The sequence below is a fragment of the Rhizobium esperanzae genome (genome assembly GCF_014197615.1).
GTDB lineage: Bacteria > Pseudomonadota > Alphaproteobacteria > Rhizobiales > Rhizobiaceae > Rhizobium > Rhizobium esperanzae_A.
This window is the reverse complement of the sequence record NZ_JACIFY010000010.1, coordinates 176,146-192,938: the sequence shown is the minus strand read 5'-3', so window position 1 is coordinate 192,938 and position 16,793 is coordinate 176,146. Positions and strand designations below refer to the sequence as shown.

The 16,793-nt window shown below is 60.0% G+C and carries 18 protein-coding genes and 4 tRNA genes; 6 read left to right on the top strand and 16 right to left on the bottom strand.

The window, feature by feature from the left end; genetic code table 11:
• Window positions 1–158: 158 nt before the first annotated feature.
• From rpoB to GGD57_RS15420, 13 genes are all read right to left on the bottom strand, one after another.
• Entirely contained in the window at window positions 159–4,298 is a 4,140-nt protein-coding gene (gene rpoB, locus GGD57_RS15475) for a DNA-directed RNA polymerase subunit beta (RefSeq protein ID WP_085736910.1), read from the bottom strand.
• Between the two features lie 261 nt (window positions 4,299–4,559).
• Window positions 4,560–4,940, bottom strand: a complete 381-nt coding sequence (gene rplL, locus GGD57_RS15470; protein WP_085736909.1) for a 50S ribosomal protein L7/L12 — start codon at window positions 4,938–4,940, stop codon at window positions 4,560–4,562.
• A gap of 58 nt (window positions 4,941–4,998) precedes the next feature.
• Complete coding sequence (rplJ, locus tag GGD57_RS15465) at window positions 4,999–5,517, bottom strand: 50S ribosomal protein L10 (protein WP_184471123.1); 519 nt, start codon at window positions 5,515–5,517, stop codon at window positions 4,999–5,001.
• A 329-nt stretch (window positions 5,518–5,846) separates the two neighbouring features.
• Complete coding sequence (rplA, locus tag GGD57_RS15460; RefSeq protein ID WP_184452880.1) at window positions 5,847–6,548, bottom strand: 50S ribosomal protein L1; 702 nt, start codon at window positions 6,546–6,548, stop codon at window positions 5,847–5,849.
• 4 nt (window positions 6,549–6,552) lie between these two features.
• Window positions 6,553–6,984 (bottom strand): 50S ribosomal protein L11, encoded by a 432-nt coding sequence (gene rplK, locus GGD57_RS15455; protein ID WP_047620024.1) that lies wholly within the window; start codon window positions 6,982–6,984, stop codon window positions 6,553–6,555.
• A 176-nt stretch (window positions 6,985–7,160) separates the two neighbouring features.
• A complete protein-coding gene (nusG, locus tag GGD57_RS15450; protein WP_003547516.1) occupies window positions 7,161–7,691 on the bottom strand; it encodes a transcription termination/antitermination protein NusG in 531 nt (176 codons plus the stop codon).
• 17 nt (window positions 7,692–7,708) lie between these two features.
• Complete coding sequence (gene secE / locus GGD57_RS15445; RefSeq protein WP_003573826.1) at window positions 7,709–7,909, bottom strand: preprotein translocase subunit SecE; 201 nt, start codon at window positions 7,907–7,909, stop codon at window positions 7,709–7,711.
• Window positions 7,910–8,103: 194 nt separating this feature from the next.
• A tRNA-Trp gene (locus tag GGD57_RS15440) sits at window positions 8,104–8,179 on the bottom strand.
• Between the two features lie 168 nt (window positions 8,180–8,347).
• Window positions 8,348–9,241 carry an NAD-dependent epimerase/dehydratase family protein gene (locus GGD57_RS15435; protein WP_184471121.1) on the bottom strand — a complete coding sequence of 298 codons (894 nt, stop codon included), beginning with the start codon at window positions 9,239–9,241 and terminating at the stop codon, window positions 8,348–8,350.
• A gap of 201 nt (window positions 9,242–9,442) precedes the next feature.
• Window positions 9,443–9,577, bottom strand: coding sequence for a hypothetical protein (locus GGD57_RS29390; protein ID WP_010069473.1), 135 nt, complete (start codon window positions 9,575–9,577; stop codon window positions 9,443–9,445).
• 202 nt (window positions 9,578–9,779) lie between these two features.
• Window positions 9,780–10,955, bottom strand: coding sequence for an elongation factor Tu (gene tuf, locus GGD57_RS15430; protein WP_010069472.1), 1,176 nt, complete (start codon window positions 10,953–10,955; stop codon window positions 9,780–9,782).
• A 327-nt stretch (window positions 10,956–11,282) separates the two neighbouring features.
• Window positions 11,283–11,356, bottom strand: a tRNA-Gly gene (locus tag GGD57_RS15425).
• Window positions 11,357–11,380: 24 nt separating this feature from the next.
• A tRNA-Tyr gene (locus GGD57_RS15420) sits at window positions 11,381–11,465 on the bottom strand.
• A gap of 204 nt (window positions 11,466–11,669) precedes the next feature.
• Here GGD57_RS15420 and rlmB point away from each other — a divergent pair.
• Both rlmB and GGD57_RS15410 read left to right on the top strand, forming a co-directional pair.
• Window positions 11,670–12,560, top strand: a complete 891-nt coding sequence (gene rlmB / locus GGD57_RS15415; protein WP_184471119.1) for a 23S rRNA (guanosine(2251)-2'-O)-methyltransferase RlmB — start codon at window positions 11,670–11,672, stop codon at window positions 12,558–12,560.
• Window positions 12,561–12,599: 39 nt separating this feature from the next.
• Window positions 12,600–13,292 (top strand): AprI/Inh family metalloprotease inhibitor, encoded by a 693-nt coding sequence (locus tag GGD57_RS15410; RefSeq protein ID WP_184471117.1) that lies wholly within the window; start codon window positions 12,600–12,602, stop codon window positions 13,290–13,292.
• An 18-nt stretch (window positions 13,293–13,310) separates the two neighbouring features.
• Here the strand turns inward: GGD57_RS15410 and GGD57_RS15405 are convergent, their stop codons facing one another.
• The gene (locus GGD57_RS15405; RefSeq protein WP_184471115.1) at window positions 13,311–14,048 is read right to left on the bottom strand and encodes a hypothetical protein; all 738 of its coding nucleotides are present in this window, start codon (window positions 14,046–14,048) and stop codon (window positions 13,311–13,313) included.
• A 205-nt stretch (window positions 14,049–14,253) separates the two neighbouring features.
• Between GGD57_RS15405 and GGD57_RS15400 the strand changes: the two genes are divergently transcribed.
• Both GGD57_RS15400 and GGD57_RS15395 read left to right on the top strand, forming a co-directional pair.
• Complete coding sequence (locus GGD57_RS15400) at window positions 14,254–14,412, top strand: hypothetical protein (RefSeq protein ID WP_184471113.1); 159 nt, start codon at window positions 14,254–14,256, stop codon at window positions 14,410–14,412.
• 62 nt (window positions 14,413–14,474) lie between these two features.
• The gene (locus GGD57_RS15395; protein WP_184471111.1) at window positions 14,475–14,612 is read left to right on the top strand and encodes a hypothetical protein; all 138 of its coding nucleotides are present in this window, start codon (window positions 14,475–14,477) and stop codon (window positions 14,610–14,612) included.
• Window positions 14,613–14,687: 75 nt separating this feature from the next.
• On the opposite strand, the gene GGD57_RS15390 is transcribed toward GGD57_RS15395, so the two are convergent.
• Window positions 14,688–15,137 carry a hypothetical protein gene (locus GGD57_RS15390; RefSeq protein ID WP_184471109.1) on the bottom strand — a complete coding sequence of 150 codons (450 nt, stop codon included), beginning with the start codon at window positions 15,135–15,137 and terminating at the stop codon, window positions 14,688–14,690.
• Window positions 15,138–15,247: 110 nt separating this feature from the next.
• Window positions 15,248–15,323: transfer RNA gene (locus GGD57_RS15385), tRNA-Thr, on the bottom strand.
• Window positions 15,324–15,478: 155 nt separating this feature from the next.
• Between GGD57_RS15385 and GGD57_RS15380 the strand changes: the two genes are divergently transcribed.
• Window positions 15,479–16,252: an NAD kinase gene (locus tag GGD57_RS15380; RefSeq protein ID WP_184471107.1), complete on the top strand. Its 774-nt coding sequence runs from the start codon at window positions 15,479–15,481 to the stop codon at window positions 16,250–16,252.
• Window positions 16,253–16,255: 3 nt separating this feature from the next.
• Entirely contained in the window at window positions 16,256–16,765 is a 510-nt protein-coding gene (locus GGD57_RS15375) for a hypothetical protein (RefSeq protein ID WP_184471105.1), read from the top strand.
• Window positions 16,766–16,793: the final 28 nt, after the last annotated feature.

Genomic DNA, 16,793 nt, shown 5'->3' with positions numbered 1-16,793 from the left:
AAATGCGATGGTCGGCGGCAATTTCCCGGGAGCCGCCTCCCTCGCTTAAACGAAAATAACCGCAAGATGCGGCGAAACTTCCCTTCCGGGCCGACACGGATACGGCGCCCGGCGGGACCGGCGTGCGCCGCATTGGCAGCGCACGCCTTATCAAGTGCTTACTCGGCCGCGTCGGGCAGCTGTGCTGCCTGCGCCTCGTCAAGCTTGGTGTTTTCGAGCTCGACGCTGAGACCCAGAGAGCGCATTTCCTTGACGAGAACGTTGAAGCTTTCCGGAATACCGGCTTCGAACGTGTCGTCTCCGCGGACGATGGCTTCGTAGACCTTGGTGCGGCCGGCGACGTCGTCCGACTTCACCGTCAGCATTTCCTGCAGCGTGTAGGCCGCGCCGTATGCTTCGAGCGCCCAGACTTCCATTTCGCCGAAGCGCTGGCCGCCGAACTGCGCCTTGCCACCCAGCGGCTGCTGGGTCACGAGCGAGTAAGGACCGATCGAACGGGCATGGATCTTGTCGTCGACCAGGTGGTTGAGCTTCAGCATGTAGATGTAGCCCACGGTCACCTGGCGGTCGAACTGCTCGCCGGTACGGCCGTCATAGAGCGTCGACTGACCGGTATCCTTGAGACCTGCCAGACGCAGCATGTCGTTGACGTCGCCTTCGTTGGCACCGTCGAAGACAGGCGTCGCGATCGAAACGCCGCGCTTCCACTGGTCGGCGAGACGCAGAACGGAGTCGTCGTCGAACTCGTGGACCTGTTCGGCCTTCGGACCGTCACCGACAACATCGCCGATGGTCTTGCGCAGCGGCTCGATGTTGCCATTGGCCTTGTATGCTTCGATCAGTTCGCCGATCTGGCGACCCATGCCGGCGCAAGCCCAACCCAGGTGGGTTTCAAGGATCTGGCCGACGTTCATGCGCGAGGGAACGCCGAGCGGGTTCAGAACGACGTCGACATGCGTACCGTCTTCGAGGAACGGCATGTCCTCGACAGGCACAATGCGCGAGACCACGCCCTTGTTCCCGTGACGGCCGGCCATCTTGTCGCCCGGCTGGATCTTGCGCTTCACGGCGACGAAGACCTTGACCATCTTCATGACGCCAGGAGGCATTTCATCGCCGCGCTGGACCTTCTCGACCTTATCCATGAAGCGCTGTTCAAGGCGCGACTTGGATTCGTCGTACTGACCGCGGAGCGCTTCGAGTTCGCTCTGGACCTTCTCGTCTTCGACCGCGAACATCCACCACTGCGAGCGGGGATATTCGGAGACGACGGCGTTCGAAAGCTCGGTGCCCTTCTTGAAGCCCTTCGGGCCGGCGATGGAGGCCTGGCCGCGCAGCATTTCGATCAGACGGCCGTAGACGTTACGGTCGAGGATCGCCTGCTCGTCGTCGCGGTCCTTGGCAAGGCGTTCGATCTCTTCGCGCTCGATCGCCATCGCGCGCTCGTCCTTCTCGACGCCATGGCGATTGAAGACGCGAACTTCGACGATCGTGCCGTAGGTGCCGGGCGGCATGCGCATGGACGTATCGCGCACGTCGGAGGCCTTTTCGCCGAAGATGGCGCGCAGAAGCTTTTCTTCCGGCGTCATCGGGCTTTCGCCCTTCGGCGTGATCTTGCCGACGAGGATATCGCCCGGCTGAACTTCGGCGCCGATATAGACGATGCCGGCTTCGTCGAGGTTCTTCAGCGCTTCTTCCGAAACGTTCGGAATGTCGCGGGTGATTTCCTCAGGGCCAAGCTTGGTGTCGCGCGCCATCACTTCGAATTCCTCGATGTGGATGGAGGTGAACACGTCGTCGGCAACGATACGCTCGGAGAGCAGGATCGAGTCTTCGTAGTTGTAGCCGTTCCAGGGCATGAACGCGACGAGCGCGTTGCGGCCGAGCGCCAGATCGCCGAGATCGGTCGACGGGCCGTCGGCGAGGATGTCGCCGCGGTTGACGACGTCACCGACGGTGACCAGCGGACGCTGGTTGACGCAGGTGTTCTGGTTCGAACGCTGGAACTTCTGCAGGCGGTAGATATCGACGCCGGATTTGCCGGCTTCGAGATCTTCCGTGGCGCGGATAACGATACGCGTCGCGTCGACCTGGTCGACCACGCCGCCGCGGCGAGCGCCGATCGCAGCGCCCGAGTCACGGGCGACGACCGGCTCCATGCCGGTGCCGACGAACGGGGCTTCGGCACGCAGCAGCGGCACGGCCTGACGCTGCATGTTCGAGCCCATGAGCGCGCGGTTGGCGTCGTCGTTTTCCAGGAACGGGATGAGAGCGGCTGCGACCGAAACGACCTGCTTCGGCGAGACGTCCATCAGGTTCATGCTGTCGCGAGGAGCGAGCATAACTTCGCCGGCATGACGGCAGACGACGAATTCGTCGACGAAGGAGCCGTCGGCATTCATTTCGGCGTTGGCCTGGGCAACGTAGTACTTCGCCTCTTCCATGGCGGAGAGGTAGAGCACGTCGTTCGTCACCTTGCCGTCGACGATGCGACGGTACGGGCTTTCGATGAAGCCGTACTTGTTGACGCGCGCAAAGGTCGCCAGCGAGTTGATCAGACCGATGTTCGGGCCTTCCGGCGTTTCGATCGGGCAGATACGGCCGTAATGGGTCGGATGCACGTCGCGGACTTCGAAGCCGGCGCGCTCACGGGTCAGACCGCCCGGACCAAGAGCCGAAAGGCGGCGCTTGTGGGTGATTTCCGAGAGCGGGTTGACCTGGTCCATGAACTGCGAGAGCTGCGAGGAACCGAAGAATTCGCGGACGGCGGCAGCCGCCGGCTTGGCGTTGATCAGATCCTGCGGCATGACCGTGTCGATTTCGATCGAGGACATGCGTTCCTTGATCGCGCGCTCCATGCGCAGCAGGCCGAGACGATACTGGTTTTCCATCAGCTCGCCGACCGAGCGGACGCGGCGGTTGCCGAGGTTGTCGATGTCGTCGATCTCGCCCTTGCCGTCGCGCAGTTCGACCAGCATCTTGACCACGGCCAGGATGTCGTCCTTGCGCAGGATGCGGACGGTGTCTTCAACGGTCAGGTCGAGACGCATGTTCATCTTGACGCGGCCGACGGCGGAGAGGTCGTAACGCTCCGCATCGAAGAACAGCGAGTTGAACATGGCTTCGGCCGATTCCATGGTCGGCGGCTCACCCGGACGCATGACGCGGTAGATGTCGAACAGAGCGTCCTGACGGTTCTCGTTCTTATCGGCCGACAGCGTGTTGCGGATATAAGCACCGACATTGATGTGGTCGATGCCGAGAACCGGGATCTCGTCGAAACCGTTCGACAGGATGATGCCGAGCGTCTTCTCGTCGATTTCGTCGCCGGCCTCGAGATAGATCTCACCCGTCGAGTAGTTGACGATGTCTTCGGCGAGGTAGTTGCCGTAAAGGTCGTCATCGCCGGCCTTCAGCGCCTTCAGGCCCTTGTCGGAGAGCTGGCGCAGGAGGCGCGGGGTCAGCTTCTTGCCGGCTTCCACGACGACTTCGCCGGTATCGGCGTCGACCATCTCGGTGATCGCCTTGGCGCCCTTCAGCGTTTCCGGCTTGAAGGGAATGCGCCAGCCTTCGCCGTCGCGCTTGTAGAGCGACTTCGTGTAGAAGGTGTCGAGAATTTCCTCGCCGTCCATGCCGAGCGCCATCAAGAGCGACGTGACAGGGATCTTGCGGCGGCGGTCGATACGGGCGTAGACGATATCCTTGGCGTCGAATTCGATATCGAGCCAGGAGCCGCGATACGGGATGACGCGGGCAGCAAAGAGCAGCTTGCCGGAAGAATGGCTCTTGCCCTTGTCGTGGTCGAAGAACACGCCCGGCGAACGGTGCATCTGGGAGACGATGACGCGCTCGGTGCCGTTGACGATGAACGTGCCGTTATTGGTCATGAGCGGCATGTCGCCCATGTAAACGGACTGTTCCTTGATGTCCTTGATCGACTTCGCGCCGGTATCCTCATCAATATCGAACACGATGAGGCGCAGCGTCACCTTGAGCGGGGCTGCATAGGTCAGGTCGCGCTGACGGCATTCGTCAACGTCGAACTTCGGCGGCTCGAATTCGTAGGACACGAATTCCAGCATGGAAGCGCCGGAGAAATCGGTGATCGGGAAAACCGACTTGAAAACGGCCTGAAGGCCCTCGTCGGGCCGGCCGCCTTTCGGCTCTTCAACCATCAAAAACTGGTCGTAGGACGCCTTCTGAACCTCGATGAGGTTCGGCATTTCTGCGACTTCGGGGATCTTACCAAAAAACTTGCGTACGCGCCTACGACCGTTGAACGAAAGGGTCTGAGCCATCGTCGCTCCTTCAAAATCTTGCACCCGGGCCTGCAACGGACGGGAACCGATGGCCAGTCGATCCCGTCAATCAATGGGTCGTTCAATCTCGTCCGACTCCCGAAAACGCTCAGCTCGGATTGCTGTGCTGCCCTCGGCGCGAGACTATCCTTTTGAAGAACCCATTACCCAAAAGCCGGTTTGACGCGGCTTTTGGGTAATTCGTTCAGAAAAACGGCAAATGGGAGGCAGCAATTGCCGCCTCCCAAAAGCAGTTCAAGCTTACTTGACGTCGGCCTTGGCGCCGGCGTCTTCAAGCTTCTTCTTGATGTCGGCGGCTTCAGCCTTGGAAACGCCTTCCTTGACAGCCTTCGGAGCGGCCTCGACGAGGTCCTTGGCTTCCTTGAGGCCGAGACCGGTGATGGCGCGGACTTCCTTGATGACGTTGATCTTGTTGGCGCCGGCATCCGCGAGGATGACGTCGAACTCGGTCTTTTCTTCTTCGACCGGAGCAGCAGCGCCTGCACCACCGCCAACAGCAGCAACAGCTACCGGAGCAGCGGCGGAAACGCCCCACTTTTCTTCGAGAAGCTTCGACAGTTCTGCAGCTTCCAGAACGGTCAGCGAGGAGAGGTCGTCAACGATCTTTGCGAGATCAGCCATTTTACTAGTTCCTTTTGTTCGGTTCGAACCGGTTGATTATAAACAGCGAAAAACCGCCTTAAGCGGCTTCGTCCTTCTTGGCGTAGGCCGCAAACACGCGGGCAAGCTGGCTTGCCGGTGCTGCAACAACCCCAGCGATGCGGGTAGCCGGTGTCTGGATCATGCCCAGCAGCTTCGCACGCAGCTCATCGAGCGAAGGCAGGGTCGCAAGCGACTTGACTGCATCGGCGTTGAGCGTGGTTGTTCCCATGGCGCCGCCCAGAACAATGATCTTGTCATTGGTCTTGGCGAAATCCATGACGACCTTCGGAGCGGTGATCGGATCGGTGCTGTATGCAATCAGCGTCTGACCCTTGAAGAGATTGGTGATCCCTTCCGCTTCCGTACCCTGAAGGGCAATTTTGGCCAGGCGGTTCTTCGCGACTTTGACGGTACCGCCAGCTGCACGCATCTTCGAACGAAAATCGTTCATCTGCGCGACTGTAGCACCAGCATAGTGGGCCACGACGACTGAGCCCGAAGCCTTGAAGACTTCGTTCAGTTCCGTGACGAATTCGCGTTTTTCCGCTCTTTCCACTGCCTATCTCCAGTTGACGGGACCGAAAACGGGCCCGCCGGGTTGCCTTTTGCCTCCTGGGATCATGCGAGATCCCAAGCGACGCTTGAGGATCCTGTCCCCCCGCGCTCCCGCGCCAATCAAGGCTAAAGAGGCACAAGGCATCCAAGGCTCGAACCGAGTTACGAGAAGCGAACTTCATGCAATTCGGGTCTTACCCGTCTCATGCAGGCGAAGTGATTAAGGGAAAACCACCTGCAATCTCGGACAGGATTCCGGATTTCTCCGGAATATTCCGGCCCCTTGCGAGGCCGGAATTTCAGTGACCGGACCGAGGTCCGGCAATCAACTTATGCAGTCGGAGCTGCGGTGACCGAGCCGACTTCGATCTTGACGCCCGGGCCCATGGTCGACGAAATCGCCACGCGCTTGACGTAGTTGCCCTTGGCGCCAGCCGGCTTCGCCTTGATGACGGCGTCGGCGAAAGCACGGATGTTTTCTTCCAGAGCCTTGGCGTCGAACGAGGCCTTGCCGATGCCGGCATGGACGATGCCAGCCTTCTCGACGCGGAACTCGACAGCGCCGCCCTTGGAAGCCTTGACGGCTCCGGCGACATCCATGGTGACGGTGCCGACCTTCGGGTTCGGCATCATGCCGCGGGGGCCGAGAACCTTACCGAGACGACCGACGAGCGGCATCATATCGGGGGTGGCGATGCAGCGATCGAATTCGATCTTGCCGCCCTGGACGATTTCGACGAGGTCTTCAGCGCCGACGATATCGGCACCGGCAGCCTTGGCTTCATCGGCCTTGGCGCCACGAGCGAAGACGGCAACACGAACCGTACGGCCGGTGCCGTTCGGCAGGTTGACGACGCCGCGAACCATCTGGTCCGCATGGCGCGGGTCGACGCCGAGGTTCATCGAGACTTCGATGGTTTCGTCGAACTTGGCGACAGCCCGTTCCTTGACCATGCCGATGGCCAGGGAGAGAGCATAAAGCTTGGTGGGATCAACACCTTCGTTGATCTTCTGCGTGCGCTTACCAGCCATGATCTTAACCCACCACTTCCAGGCCCATGGCGCGGGCAGAGCCCTCGATCATCGCCATTGCACCTTCGATATCCGCTGCGTTCAGATCCTTCATCTTGGCTTCTGCGATCGTCTTGATCTGAGCCTTGGTGAGGGAACCGGCCTTGGCGCCCTTGCCGGGCGTCTTGGAACCGGACGTGATCTTCGCTTCCTTCTTCAGCCAGTAGCTGACCGGAGGCTGCTTCATCGCGAAGGTGAAGGACTTGTCCTGGTAATAGGTGATGACGACCGGGATCGGCATGCCCTTTTCCATTTCCTGCGTGGCGGCATTGAACGCCTTGCAGAATTCCATGATGTTAATGCCACGCTGACCAAGCGCCGGACCAATCGGCGGGGACGGGTTTGCCGATCCTGCCTTGACCTGAAGCTTGAGCTGGCCTGCAACTTTCTTAGCCATATCTCTCTGCCTTTCATGAACGGCCGGTCGCCCGGCCCGTGATGCCGGATCTCTCCGGCGGCTGCGGTTGCGTGGTGCGGATCATTGGGGTCCGGCTAAGACCCCTCACCTTCCACGCGGGTGCGGACAAGGTCCGCGGGAAACAGGCCGCAAGGCCAGCTTCCAATTTCCAGCAATCAGACCTTCTCGACCTGAGCGTATTCCAACTCGACCGGCGTTGCGCGGCCGAAGATCGACACTTCAACCTTCAGGCGCGAACGTTCTTCGTCCACATCCTGAACCGTGCCGTTGAACGAAGCGAACGGGCCGTCGGAAACACGAACCTGCTCGCCGATCTCGAAGGTGATGGAGGCCTTCGGCCGCTCGACACCTTCCTGGACCTGGCCGAGAATACGCTCGGCTTCATAATCCGGAATCGGAACGGGCTTATTGTCGGAGCCGAGGAAACCGGTGACCTTCGGCGTATTCTTGATCAGGTGGTAGGCTTCATCAGTCAGATTGGCGCGAACCATGACGTAGCCGGGGAAAAACTTGCGCTCGGAATCGACCTTGCGGCCGCGACGCACTTCCACCACCTTTTCGGTCGGCACAAGGATCTTCTCGAACAGGTGCTCAAGCCCCTTCTGGCGAGCCTTGTTCTCGATGTCTTCAGCGACCTTCTTCTCAAAATTGGAATATGCGTGGACGATGTACCAACGTGCCGCCATTTTCATCTCCACCCGTATCAGTTGCCGGTATTCAGCACGAAGCTCAGAACCCAGCCGATCAGCTGGTCAGCGGCAAAGAAAAACAGCGCAGCGAAAACCACCATCACAAGCACCATAACCGTCGAGATCATCGTCTCGCGGCGCGACGGCCATGTAACTTTGGACGTCTCGGAGCGAACCTGCTGCAGAAACGCAAACGGATTGGATTTGGATGCCATCGACTGCCCACGCAATTACGGCGCGTAAAGCTGAAACTATCAGCCCCACGCACCGCGTGTCTGTTGAACCCTAAATAAACACCGATTTCCGAATACACAAGAGGGAAACCGAAGTTTAACGAAATTAGTTACCACCAATAATCCCCTGGCCGGAATGCCGCGAGCATGTCCGCGCTGTCCCGCATCGAGGAAAATGGCAGGGGCAGTAGGGCTCGAACCTACGACCTGCGGTTTTGGAGACCGCCGCTCTACCAACTGAGCTATACCCCTTCATACCGATCATTCAGCGTCCGGGCCAAGGCCCGCAAATCGCTGCTGAAAAGCATGGCGCTCCCTTTAAGACGACGGCAGCGGAATGGCAAGCACGATTTTCGATTTTCAAAGCCATTCTATGCATATGCGAGCAATCGGCCTTTTCATCGCGCCGCCAAGCTCGGTTCAGACCTTCACATATTTGCGCCAATCATGCTCTTCTTTAAATCCCAGCACCTCGCGGATCTTGCGATTGGAGAGCAGGCCTTCATATTCGCCGATCTCGCGGGTGAAGGGCACGTTCGGGAAGAATCGCTTTGCAAGCTCTTTCGACGGCGTATTGGCCGAGACGGTGTCGTTGGCGGCGTTGAAGACCTGATAGCCGAGACCGTCCTTTTCGATACAGAGATGGCAGATCTGCCCGAGATCGCGGGCATCGATATAGCTCCAGGCGATGCGCTTGCGCATCTCGGGATTGGCAAAATAGGTGGGGAACCGCTCATATTCGTGCGGCTCGATGACGTTGCCGATTCGCAGCGCATAGATGTCGAAGCCCGAACGTTCGGCAAAGGCGCGAGCCGTCTTTTCGTTGACCACCTTGGAAAGCCCGTAGGAATCCATCGGATTGACGTCATAATCCTCCTCCAGCGGGAACTGGTGGAAATCGCGATGACCCTCGGCGAAGCAGACGCCGTAGGTCGTCTCGCTCGATGCGACGATGATCTTCCTGATGCCGAGCTTCACCGCCGCCTCGATGACATTATAGGTGCCCATCGTGTTGATGCGGAAGGTCTCGTTGTCGGGCTTGATCAGGATACGCGGGATGGCGGCGAAATGCACGACGGCATCGAAGGGCTGCACGCCCCTGCCCGCATCGAGATCGGGAAAATCGCGGTGCATCGAGAGCGCGTTGAAGACCTGACCGCTATCGGTGATGTCGGCAATGAGATTGGTGACGCCCGGGCTGTCCAGCGGCACGAGATCGAGGTTGTGCACCTCGTAACCTGATTTGACGAGCCACGGCACGGTATGGCGACCTGCCTTGCCCGAGCCGCCCGTGAACAGAATTCGCTTCTTCATGAAGATATCCTCCGCGTGATGAAATCGGAGGCATAGTTAGACGCTTCGGCGCGAAGAGCAAGCGAGCGTCCGGCAAGGGTTCATCCCTGCGTCACCAGGAGCATCCTATCCGGAGCACCCTGGCCGATCATTTCCAATCACCGCAGAAGCCTGCGATGCTCTGCAAGGATCGTCAAGTGACGACCCTCACCTCCAACGTCGTCACTTGACGACGCTTATCTCGTTGACCTGCACTCCGGCTGCCTGAACAACCTCTTGCGGAATTGCAGCGATGAAAAACATCGTGAAAACATACATTGCGAATATCGTCGCAGCGAATGTGGCCTTTGGAATCATCCGGCTCTCCTCTTTGCAAGGAGGATTCTGGACTAAAATGGAGCAATCACAACCGGTTTCTGAATGCTAGATGAACAAAATACTGTGACGGGCAAATTTAACGATATTTTTACAACAGTTGTTAAGCCAACCGACGGGCATCAAAACGCAAAAACCCCGCCGTTTCCAGCGGGGTTTTTCAGGAATTGAAGGTAATCCAGGATTACTCGACGATCGATGCCACGATGCCGGCGCCGACGGTACGGCCGCCTTCGCGGATGGCGAAGCGCAGCTTTTCTTCCATCGCGATCGGAACGATCAGCTCGACGGCAACCGTGACGTTGTCGCCAGGCATAACCATCTCCGTGCCTTCCGGCAGCGTCACGATGCCCGTCACGTCGGTCGTGCGGAAGTAGAACTGCGGACGGTAGTTGGTGAAGAACGGCGTATGACGGCCACCCTCTTCCTTCGTCAGGATGTAGGCTTCTGCCATGAACTTCTTGTGCGGCTTGACAGAGCCCGGCTTGCACAGGATCTGGCCACGCTCGACGCCGTCACGGTTCACACCGCGAACCAGTGCGCCGATGTTGTCGCCGGCCTGGCCCTGATCGAGCAGCTTGCGGAACATTTCAACGCCGGTCACCGTCGTCTTCGAGGTCGCGCGGATGCCGACGATCTCGACTTCTTCGCCAACCTTGACAATGCCACGCTCGACGCGGCCGGTGACAACCGTACCACGGCCGGAGATCGAGAACACGTCTTCGATCGGCATCAGGAACGGCTGGTCGATCGGGCGCTCAGGCGTCGGGATGTAGGAGTCAACCGCTGCCATCAGCTCGCGGATCGCGTCTTCGCCGATCTTCTTGTCAGAATCTTCAAGAGCAGCAAGCGCCGAACCCTTGACGACCGGGATATCGTCGCCCGGGAAGTCGTAGGACGACAGAAGTTCGCGAACTTCGAGCTCGACCAGTTCGAGAAGCTCGGCGTCGTCAACCTGGTCGACCTTGTTCAGGAACACAACGATCGCCGGAACGCCGACCTGGCGGGCCAGCAGGATGTGTTCGCGCGTCTGCGGCATCGGGCCGTCAGCAGCCGAGCAAACCAGGATCGCGCCGTCCATCTGGGCAGCACCGGTGATCATGTTCTTGACGTAGTCGGCGTGGCCGGGGCAGTCGACGTGCGCGTAGTGGCGGGCCGGCGTCTCATATTCGACGTGTGCCGTCGAAATGGTGATGCCACGGGCCTTTTCTTCCGGAGCCGCGTCGATCTGGTCGTACGCCTTGAACTCACCGAAGTACTTCGTGATCGCTGCCGTCAGAGACGTCTTGCCGTGGTCAACGTGGCCGATCGTGCCGATGTTGACGTGCGGCTTGTTGCGCTCAAACTTACTCTTTGCCATTTGAATGCTTCCTGTGAACGAAATAGTGGACCCCGGCGAACCGGTTTAGTGCCGCCGTTTAAGGCTTTCGGCGAAATTGCGCAAGACTTAATTGCAGACGCCATTCTTGGTGTGACAGCGCATATGGGGGATAATTCGCCGCCTGCAAGGCGATTCGCCGAAGCCCCCTTGAAAATCGCTGAAATCCTTGAAGAAAATCGCCTGGACTGCTCGGGGTCGAGCACCCTCGCCTGCCAGCCGCCAGCCGCTATCGCCAACCACGTGGGAAACATCTGCCCACCGAATGATCGCGGCAGCAAAGGACACTTGAACGGAGCTGAGGAAAACTGGAGCGGGTAGCGGGAATCGAACCCGCGTATTCAGCTTGGAAGGCTGCTGCTCTACCATTGAGCTATACCCGCGGGGTGGTCCGATCCGATGACGAATGGTGGAGAGAGTTGGATTTGAACCAACGTAGGCTGAGCCAACGGATTTACAGTCCGTCCCCTTTAACCACTCGGGCATCTCTCCAGTTTTTCGTCCGGATCTAGAAGACCAAGTTTGCTAGACTTCGAAGCGTTGCCGCCCCGTCGTCTGCGCCGCGTATATGACCGGAGCATTTCCGTCTGTCAACACGATGACAACGGAAAAAACACGAAAAATTTCATTCTCTGCCGAAAGCCGGCACATGAAAGAAAGCCTATGCGGCAGCGAGCGCCATGGCTATAAAGCCGCATGAGCAAAGATAAGAAATCCGGCGGCAAGGCCGCGACAGACCCATCCGCCAAGGATACGCATTACGCCACGCTGCGGCGCGCGCACCGTGACGCCAAGCGCGAACGCGGCGAGATTCCGACACCTCCGCCGCAGAAGCGCAGGCGTGGGGGCGATGACTGGAAGCCGCCGGCGCTGGCGCCCGACCAGGTGCATCTCTACGGCCTGCATACGGTGCGCGCAGCGCTCGACAATCCCGAGCGCAAGAAGATCAAGCTCTTCGTAACGCAGAACGCGCTGGCGCGGCTCGAAATCGACGCCGAGACCCTTGGCATTCCCTTCGAGATCGTCTCGCCGCAGGATATCGACAAGGTGCTTGGCCCCGAGGCGATCCATCAGGGCGTCATGCTGGAAACGCGGCCGCTGCCGGTGCGCCGGCTCGAAGCGCTGAAGGACAGCCCTCTCCTGCTTGTCCTCGACCAGGTCACCGATCCGCACAATGTCGGCGCGATCATGCGCTCGGCCGTTGCCTTCAATGCCGGCGCCGTTATCACCACCCAGAGACACAGCCCGACCGAATCCGGCGTGCTGGCCAAATCCGCCTCCGGCGCGCTGGAACTGATCCCCTATATACAGGTCACCAATCTCGCCGATGCGCTCGGTGAATTGCACAAGCTCGGTTTCTCCACCATCGGCCTCGATTCGGAAGGGCCGGCGCCGCTCGAAGGCACCTTCTCGGGGGAGAAACTGGCGCTGGTGCTCGGCTCCGAGGGCAAGGGCCTGCGACAGAAAACGCGGGAAACCGTCAATGCCCTTGCCCGTCTCGACATGCCGGGGGCGATCAAATCACTCAACGTCTCGAATGCGGCGGCGATCGCGCTTTATGCGGCGCGGCTCCATTTGAAGGCATAGGCCGGTCCACAGACGGGCCGCGGCAAAAGGGGAACTGTCATGATCCGTTTCATCCTTCGGTTCGCGGCTCCGGCAGCCGCGTTGCTTTTCTCAGGCATGGCCCACGGGCAGGAGATCGATCCCGATATTCTCAAGGCGCAGGCCGGAACCTATCTCATCGCGCCGGAAGACGGGCGCGCGGGATGCCGGATGACGCTCGAAACCGAGATGGCGATCGGCGGCTTTTCGCTTTCGGGGCAGGAAGCCTGCGCCAAGCCGCTGCCGGCACTGGCGGAGGCCGCTTCGTGGAATTTCGACGGCAATGGCGGCCTCATCCTGATCGATCCGACGCGCAAGGTGCTCGCCCGTTTCGTCGAAAACGAGGGCTCTCCCATGAAGACGGAAGACGAGAGGCCGCTGCTGCTGATCGCAGCACCCGACGGCGTCGATCACCTGCCGACCTTCGCGAGCCTTGCCGGGGCATGGACAATGCAGCGGCCGGATGGCGAAAGGCTCTGCGGCATCGTGCTTGACAGCGGCGTCGGGACGGACGGCAATGCGCCATTGTCACCTTCTGGTGACTGCCCTGCCAACGTCGCCAAGCTCAAGCTTGCGGTCTGGCATGTCGAGGGTTTCGGGCTGACGCTGATGGGCCATGACGGTTCGTCGCTTGGTTTCGACATGCGCGCCGACGGCAATTTCGACAAATCGAAGCAGGAAGGCGGCAAGCCGCTTTCGCTCGTGCGCCGCTAATCTCAGAGTCTTCTCTGCTCAGTCGGGCGTCCCGCAACTGGTTCGCCCATCCATCGGCCGGCGCGTCGTATCGCCCGCCGCATAGGCAAGTTCGACAGGGTAGACGATCACGCTCGGCAATTTCTCGATTTCGCCGGCGTGATCGGGGCTGCGCTTCATTTCCGCCTTATAGGCTGCGGCACAATCCGGCAGTTGCTTCGGCGACAGGCCGGTGTCGGCGGCAATGGTCTTGGCGCAGGCAGCATCGAGATAGAGCGAACAGGAAGCCGTGTAGACGCGGCGGAAATCGAGAGTGAGTTTCCCCTTCCCGCTGCTGATCGTGGTAAAATCGTCACCCTCAAGGGCATCGTCGAGCAACCGCTCGCCCGTCGCCGTATCGTAGACGACGAAGGGCAGCCCGCCGTTCCATCCATCCGCCGCGCGGAAAAACACGAAGCCGCCGCTGACGCCCAGGAGATAACCGGCGGTATCGTCCTCGATCACCCGCTCGCGCTCGCCGGCGCGCTCGCAGGGCGCATCGGCGGCAAGCAGCGCCAGCTTTTCGGCGCCGACCTCGCCGAGATCGACCTCCTTGACCATGAAAGCGGGATAGCGGCTGCAGGTGATCTTCGGCTTTGCATCGGGATTGAATTCATCCTTCGGCAGCGCGACAACATCCACTTTCACCGGCCTGTCGAAGGGGGCCGGTTTTTCGGACGCGCCGGCGCAGGCAATCAGCGCCGCAAGGATAATCGATGTCGTGATCGTCCGCTTCATGACAGTTTCGCCTCCAACTTCTTCGCTATCTCTGGCATGGTTCGAAGCCGTGCGACAGATGGAAAAACGGAGGCGGCAACAGCGGCGCAGCACCTGCCGATGACAGAGAAATCCACTTTTGCCTTGGAAAGACCTTCCGGAACACTATGATCGGGCAATGATCGGTTGTCGCGACCGGTCGGAAGCAAGAAGGAACGATCCCATCATGGCCATTCGACCGCTGATTTTCGGTATCCTCTTTGTCTCGGTCTTCGTCGTGATTATCCTCAGCATGATCTGGGTGGACAAGTCGCACCCGATTCACCAGCCCGATCCCCTGTCGCCGACAGCGCCCGGCGCGGCGACGCCGGGACAGGTGCAATAGTCCCGGCAGGAACGCCGACGGCGATCACGCGTTAATCCGCAATTGAACGAGGATTGAACGCTATGCGCATAATGATCGCCGTCATTGCCTTCATGGTTGCCTCCGTACTCAGCATCGCCGTGATGTCGCCCTCCGGCGCCGGCCAGGCCGGCAATGGCGACAGGATCGAAGCGAGCGTCAACGAACCCCCCACACATTGAAAAACGGCCCGGATGATCCGGGCCGCCAAGAGCGTCGTCTTTTCAGACGCAGTTTAAACTGCCGATGCGTTTGTCTCAGCCGCGGTAGAGCCAGAAGGGGATATAGCGATCGCGATCACGCCACTCGCGGCGTTCCTGCCAACGTTCGGCGCGCCACCGCCGCCAGCGACGGTCATCATCGCGCCAGTCGGACCGGCGCCAATCGCGGTCATCGCGCCAACCACGGTCGTCGCGCCAGCCGCGGTCGTCACTCTCGTCCCGGTCGCGATCGCGGCGCCAGCCATCACGAACTTGAATGATATCGCCCTGAACTGAAACCGCCGGCCGCTCGGCCGACATGGCCGCCGCCGGTGCGACGGAAGCGAAAACCGCACCGGCAGAAAGGGTTGCGGCGAGAAAGAGATGTACGAGCCTCATGGCAGTTTCCTCATTGATGATGAGGCGAAGATAAGAGCGCACGGCTGAATTGACGCTGAAGCAGCTCTTCAGACAAGGTTCATCAAAGGAAGCGGGAAAAATCTGCAAGTACGTTCGACAAACCGACATCGAACCGGGGCCGATGGTCTGGACAGGCAATAGCAGATGGAGAAAACTGGTGCAGCGGCTAGCCGAGCCGAAGCTCACAGAGCGTAGGCTGGTGCCCCCGGCAGGGTTCGAACCCGCGACCCCCTGATTACAAATCAGGTGCTCTACCGACTGAGCTACAAGGGCAACCGGTGCCCAACTAGCAGATTCTATGATTCTGTAAAGGAAAATCGGTGCCTATTTGGGGGTCGGCCGCCGTTCAAAACGCTTCGCTGGCGAAAACGTCCTTGTCGCCCCTGCCCTTTATCCTTTAGCTAGAGCAGCTTCACAAAGGGCATTGCATGGGCCGTTCATTTCAAACGCTTTCCTTTCTCGCCTCACCCACGACAGAGGCGCTCGCAGCGCGCGAGGAGTTGATTCGTATCTATGGCGACGTGCCGTCTGACGATGCCGATGTCATCGTCGCGCTCGGCGGCGACGGTTTCATGCTGCAGACGCTGCACCACACCATGAACTCCGGCAAGCTGGTTTACGGCATGAATCGCGGCTCGGTCGGCTTTCTGATGAACGACTATCGCAGCGAGCACCTACAAGAGCGCATCTGCCTCGCCGTTGAAAACGTCTTCCGGCCATTGCAGATGACGACGGCCAATGCCGACGGCACCAATTCGACCGCGCTCGCCATCAACGAGGTCTATCTTTTCCGCCAGTCCTATCAGGCCGCCAATTTGAAGGTCACGGTGGACGGGCGCGTGCGCCTGGAGGAACTGATCTGCGACGGGCTGATGGTGGCGACGCCTGCTGGGTCGACGGCCTATAATCTTTCCGCCCATGGCCCGATCCTGCCGCTCGAGGCGCCTTTGCTCGCCATGACGCCGGTCAGCGCTTTCCGGCCGCGGCGCTGGAGGGGCGCATTGCTGCCCAACAAGGTGACCGTCGATATCGACGTCCTCGAGCCGGTCAAGCGGCCGGTGAACGCGGTGGCGGACAATACCGAGGTCAAATCGGTGCTGCATGTCCGCATTGCCCAGTCGGAGCATATGACCGCCCGTATCCTCTCCGATCCCGACCGCTCCTGGTCCGACCGTATTCTCGCCGAGCAGTTCAAGGATTGAGACATGGCAATGCGCCTGACATTGATGACCACCGTTTTCCTCATCGGGTGGTCGGCCGCAGCCTTGCCGGCGCAGGATGCCATCCTGCCGGCATCGGTGATTTTCGCAACCAGCACCGGCTACTGGCAGGATGACGGCAACGCACCTGATGTCGAGCGGGCACCCAAGAGCACCGAGAGCGTTGCCAACCCCGAGGAAAAGGCCGCGCAGCGCCACGGCTATTACAAGCTCTTTGCCGTCCGCCAGGCCGACAAGACCTCGAAAGTCTATCTTCAGCAGATTGCCCAGACTGAGACCGGCCCGGCGATCGCCTCAACCGTCGAGCTGCAGGAGATCAGCGACCTGAAGCCTTATGTGACCGATATACGTCCCGAGAATTCGAACGGCATCATCAAGCAGCCGGGGCTGTTTGCCACGATCTATCTGAAGACCGACCCCGCCGCCGAGCCGGATAGCTGGACCGTGCTGATCGACGAATTCGGCGAAATCACCGTGGAGAAGGCGACGAATTGAACAGCCGGGATCTGTTCGGAGAGGCCCG

What these genes read in the sequence shown, in the direction of transcription:
- rplA (WP_184452880.1), bottom strand. Translation starts at nt 6,548, where the DNA reads ATGGCTGGTAAGCGCACGCAGAAGATCAACGAAGGTGTTGATCCCACC.
- secE (WP_003573826.1), bottom strand. Translation starts at nt 7,909, where the DNA reads ATGGCATCCAAATCCAATCCGTTTGCGTTTCTGCAGCAGGTTCGCTCC.
- GGD57_RS15410 (WP_184471117.1), top strand. Translation starts at nt 12,600, where the DNA reads ATGATCCGTTTCATCCTTCGGTTCGCGGCTCCGGCAGCCGCGTTGCTT.
- rplL (WP_085736909.1), bottom strand. Translation starts at nt 4,940, where the DNA reads ATGGCTGATCTCGCAAAGATCGTTGACGACCTCTCCTCGCTGACCGTT.
- rplK (WP_047620024.1), bottom strand. Translation starts at nt 6,984, where the DNA reads ATGGCTAAGAAAGTTGCAGGCCAGCTCAAGCTTCAGGTCAAGGCAGGA.
- tuf (WP_010069472.1), bottom strand. Translation starts at nt 10,955, where the DNA reads ATGGCAAAGAGTAAGTTTGAGCGCAACAAGCCGCACGTCAACATCGGC.
- GGD57_RS15400 (WP_184471113.1), top strand. Translation starts at nt 14,254, where the DNA reads ATGGCCATTCGACCGCTGATTTTCGGTATCCTCTTTGTCTCGGTCTTC.
- GGD57_RS15405 (WP_184471115.1), bottom strand. Translation starts at nt 14,048, where the DNA reads ATGAAGCGGACGATCACGACATCGATTATCCTTGCGGCGCTGATTGCC.
- GGD57_RS15380 (WP_184471107.1), top strand. Translation starts at nt 15,479, where the DNA reads ATGGGCCGTTCATTTCAAACGCTTTCCTTTCTCGCCTCACCCACGACA.
- GGD57_RS15375 (WP_184471105.1), top strand. Translation starts at nt 16,256, where the DNA reads ATGGCAATGCGCCTGACATTGATGACCACCGTTTTCCTCATCGGGTGG.
- rpoB (WP_085736910.1), bottom strand. Translation starts at nt 4,298, where the DNA reads ATGGCTCAGACCCTTTCGTTCAACGGTCGTAGGCGCGTACGCAAGTTT.
- rlmB (WP_184471119.1), top strand. Translation starts at nt 11,670, where the DNA reads ATGAGCAAAGATAAGAAATCCGGCGGCAAGGCCGCGACAGACCCATCC.
- nusG (WP_003547516.1), bottom strand. Translation starts at nt 7,691, where the DNA reads ATGGCGGCACGTTGGTACATCGTCCACGCATATTCCAATTTTGAGAAG.
- GGD57_RS15395 (WP_184471111.1), top strand. Translation starts at nt 14,475, where the DNA reads ATGCGCATAATGATCGCCGTCATTGCCTTCATGGTTGCCTCCGTACTC.
- GGD57_RS29390 (WP_010069473.1), bottom strand. Translation starts at nt 9,577, where the DNA reads ATGATTCCAAAGGCCACATTCGCTGCGACGATATTCGCAATGTATGTT.
- GGD57_RS15435 (WP_184471121.1), bottom strand. Translation starts at nt 9,241, where the DNA reads ATGAAGAAGCGAATTCTGTTCACGGGCGGCTCGGGCAAGGCAGGTCGC.